The organism is Stenotrophomonas sp. P5_A8 (assembly GCF_056400545.1).
This window is the reverse complement of the sequence record NZ_JBFULB010000368.1, coordinates 1-3,655: the sequence shown is the minus strand read 5'-3', so window position 1 is coordinate 3,655 and position 3,655 is coordinate 1. Positions and strand designations below refer to the sequence as shown.

Annotated in this window: 3 protein-coding genes; all 3 read right to left on the bottom strand. The window is 68.4% G+C overall.

Annotation, left to right across the window (positions count from 1 at the left end; genetic code table 11):
* Nucleotides 1-36: 36 nt before the first annotated feature.
* Complete coding sequence (locus AC1DQP_RS18115; RefSeq protein ID WP_256776241.1) at nt 37-648, bottom strand: glutathione S-transferase family protein; 612 nt, start codon at nt 646-648, stop codon at nt 37-39.
* An 85-nt stretch (nt 649-733) separates the two neighbouring features.
* Nucleotides 734-1,192, bottom strand: coding sequence for a cell wall hydrolase (locus AC1DQP_RS18110; protein ID WP_256776242.1), 459 nt, complete (start codon nt 1,190-1,192; stop codon nt 734-736).
* A gap of 290 nt (nt 1,193-1,482) precedes the next feature.
* Nucleotides 1,483-3,516, bottom strand: coding sequence for an oxidoreductase (locus AC1DQP_RS18105; protein ID WP_457321260.1), 2,034 nt, complete (start codon nt 3,514-3,516; stop codon nt 1,483-1,485).
* Nucleotides 3,517-3,655 lie beyond the last annotated feature (139 nt).

Genomic DNA, 3,655 nt, shown 5'->3' with positions numbered 1-3,655 from the left:
TGGCAGGACGGGTCAATAGGCACCATCACGCCGGGCTCAGCGCAGTCCTTCGGCCTGCAGCGTCGCCTGCACGCCCGGATCGGCCTCCATGCGCTGCTTGAACGCGGCCACGTTGTCCAGGCCGCTCAGGTCGACCTTGGCGCCAGCCGCCCAGCGCAGGGTGATGTAGAAGTAAGGATCGGCGAAGCTGCGGAAGCCGGCCAGCCACTGRCGACCTTCCAGCTGCTGGTCGGCGCGTTCGAACAGGCCACGCAGGCGCTTGAGCGCGATGGCGCGGACCGCGTCGTACTGGCCTTCATCGCCGATGAAGTTGCCCGGCCCGAACAGCGGCTTGAACGCCGGGTGCAGGTCCGAATTGACGAAGGACAGCCAGCGGGTGGCTTCTGCGCGCTGCTGGGCGCTGCCGTCACCGGCCAGGCCGGCCTGCGGGTAGGTGTCGGCGATGTAGCCCATGATCGCCGCGTTCTGGGTGAGCGTGAAGTCGCCATCGACCACCGCCGGCACCGAGCCGACCGGATTGATCTTCAGGAACGCCGGCGCCTTCAGGGTGTCCTTGTCGAGCAGTTCCACCTCGAACGGCTGGCCGGTCCACTGCAGGGCGATGTGGTCGGCGGTGGAGCAGGCACCGGGCTTGCTGTACAGCTTCATGGGAACTCCGTTGGGGGTGATGGGTCAGCCGCTCACTATTCCAGAGCAGGACCCGCATCCTCAACGGTATGGCCGTAACAGACCGTTACGACGCGCGCGGCTTGAGTTTCTGCACGCGGTAGAAGGTGTGGTCGCCGATCGTGGCCACCTGGTAGGCGTTGCGCCAGCTCGGGTTGGCGATCGACAGTGCGGCGAAGTGGCTCGCCCCGGGCACGATCTCCTTGCGCTCACCGACCGGCAGGGCCCAATTGCGCTCGGCATCGAAGGCCACGGTCATCGCTTCCTGCCAGGCGTCGGCGTTGCCCAGCTGGGTGCCGGGGGCGACGATGGTCGGGGCGAACTGCTTGCGCGCGGTGACCACCTTGCACATCGAGTCGCCCCACAGCCCGCTGTCCAGGCGGCGCAGGGCCACCTCCGCGACGGCTTGCTGGCCGCGCAGGGTCTGGTCACGCGCTTCGAGGTAGACGGTCGTGCTCAGGCACAACGAATCGGCGGCAGGCTGCGGCAACAACTGTGACAGCCAGAGAATCCAGGCCAGTTTCATAAATCTCCTTGCTCCGTGTGGGCCGCACCTGGCTGTCCATCCGATCATGCGGACGGGGCGAGGGTACGACTTGGYGTCATGGGGAGGCGGCCATCGGGGCCGCCCGGGAGCGGACCCGAACAAGACGTGGGGTCCGCGCGCTCACTCGAACTGGGTGGTGAGCGGGAAAGTTGGCGCACGATAGGGGGCCATTTCCCAATGCATCCTGAACTCAGCGGCTTGACATTCAGGTTCGAAGCGGGGCCCGAATTGCGCTCACGGGCCCCTATTCAGGTCGCGATTGACCGTGTTCAGAGCCCGGCCGCGAGGTGGCTGCCCTGGTGGATGGCGCGCTTGGCGTCCAGTTCGGCAGCCACATCCGCGCCGCCGATCAGGTGTGCGTTGATGCCGGCGGCCAGCAATGCGGCATGCAGATCGCGGCGCGGTTCCTGGCCGGCGCAGACCACCACATGATCGACCGGCAGCGTCTGTTCCTGGCCTTCGATGCGGACGTGCAGGCCGGCGTCGTCCACGCCCAGGTATTCCACGCCGCCGAGCATTTTCACGCCCTTGGCCTTGAGCGTGGCGCGATGGATCCAGCCGGTGGTCTTGCCCAGCCGCGCGCCGGGTTTGCCTGGGCTGCGCTGCAACAGCCAGACCTTGCGCGCGGGCGCTTCGGGGACGGCCTTGGCCAGTGCGCCGCGACCTTCGAAGGTCGCATCCACGCCCCATTCGGCCATCCAGCGGGCCGGGTCCAGTGCGCTGGACGGGCCGTCATGGACCAGGAACTCGCCGACATCGAAGCCAATGCCGCCAGCGCCGATGATCGCCACCTGCGCCCCGGCCTCGACCCGGCCGAGCAGCACGTCCAGGTAGTTGATCACCTTGGGGTGGTCGGCGCCGGGGAAGTCGACCCGGCGCGGGGTGATCCCGGTGGCGACCACCACCTCGTCGAAGCCGGCGAGCAGGGCCACGTCGGCGACCGTTTCAAGCTTCACGGCCACGCCGGTCTCGTCGAGCTTGTGGCGGAAGTAACGCAGGGTCTCGTGGAATTCTTCCTTGCCCGGAATGCGCTTGGCCACGTTGAACTGACCGCCGATCTCGGTGCCGGCATCGAACAGGGTGACCGCATGACCGCGCTCGGCGGCCACGGTGGCGCAGGCCAGCCCGGCCGGGCCGGCGCCGACCACCGCCACGCGCTTGGACGTGGTCACCGGGCGGTAGACCAGCTCGGTCTCGTGCACGGCGCGCGGATTGACCAGGCAGCTGGCGGTCTTGTTCTCGAACACATGGTCCAGGCAGGCCTGGTTGCAGGCGATGCAGGTGTTGATCGCGTCCGGGCGGCCGGCGCGCGCCTTGTTGGCCCATTCCGGGTCGGCCAGCAGCGGTCGCGCCAGCGACACCATGTCCGCGCCGCCGCCCGCCAGGATGCGCTCGGCCACCTCGGGCATGTTGATGCGGTTGGTGGCGATCACCGGCACCTGCACGTGCGGCTTGAGCTTGGCGGTCACACCGGCAAAGGCCGCGCGCGGCACCGACGTGGCGATGGTGGGGATGCGCGCTTCGTGCCAGCCGATGCCGGAATTGATCAATGTGGCGCCRGCGGCTTCGATCGCCTTGGCCTGCTGCACGATCTCGTCCCAGTTGCTGCCGTCCTCGACCAGGTCCACCAGCGACAGCCGGTAGATGATGATGAAGTCCGGGCCGCAGGCCTCGCGGATGCGGCGCACGATCTCGACGGCGAAGCGCATGCGCTGGCTGGCGTCGCCGCCCCAGCGGTCAGCGCGCGTGTTGGTGCGCGGGGCGATGAATTCGTTGATCAGATAGCCTTCCGAGCCCATCACTTCAACGCCGTCGTAGCCGGCCTCGCGCGCCAGCCGCGCGCTGCGCGCGTAATCGGCGATGTGACGCTCCACCCCGCGCGAGGACAGCGCACGCGGGGTGAACGGGTTGATCGGCGCCTTCAGCTTGCTGGGGGCCACCGAGAGGGGGTGGTAGGCGTAGCGCCCGGCGTGCAGCAGCTGCAGGCAGATCTTGCCGCCGTTGTCGTGCACCGCAGCGGTCACCTGGCGGTGCGGACGCACTTCCCACGGCCAGGACAGCTTGCCGCCGAACGGCTTGAGCCAGCCGACCACGTTCGGTGCGAAGCCACCGGTGACGATCAGCCCCACGCCGCCGGCGGCACGCTCGGCGAAGTACGCGGCCAGGCGCGGGAAATCACGCGCGCGGTCTTCCAGGCCGGTGTGCATCGACCCCATCAGGATGCGGTTGCGCAGCTGGGTGAAGCCAAGGTCCAGCGGAGTGAACAGATGGGGATAGGCGGAGGATTCGGCGGCTGGCGACATGTCGATACGCTTGCGTACGGAAGCGTGAAGGGTGCCGCGAAAGGCCCCCACAAGCAAGGGCCTTTCGCGGCCCCCTTCGCGCTGTCGCGCCCCGCTTTGCTGCGCAAACCGCGAGCCCCGTCTCACCACCACCCAGACC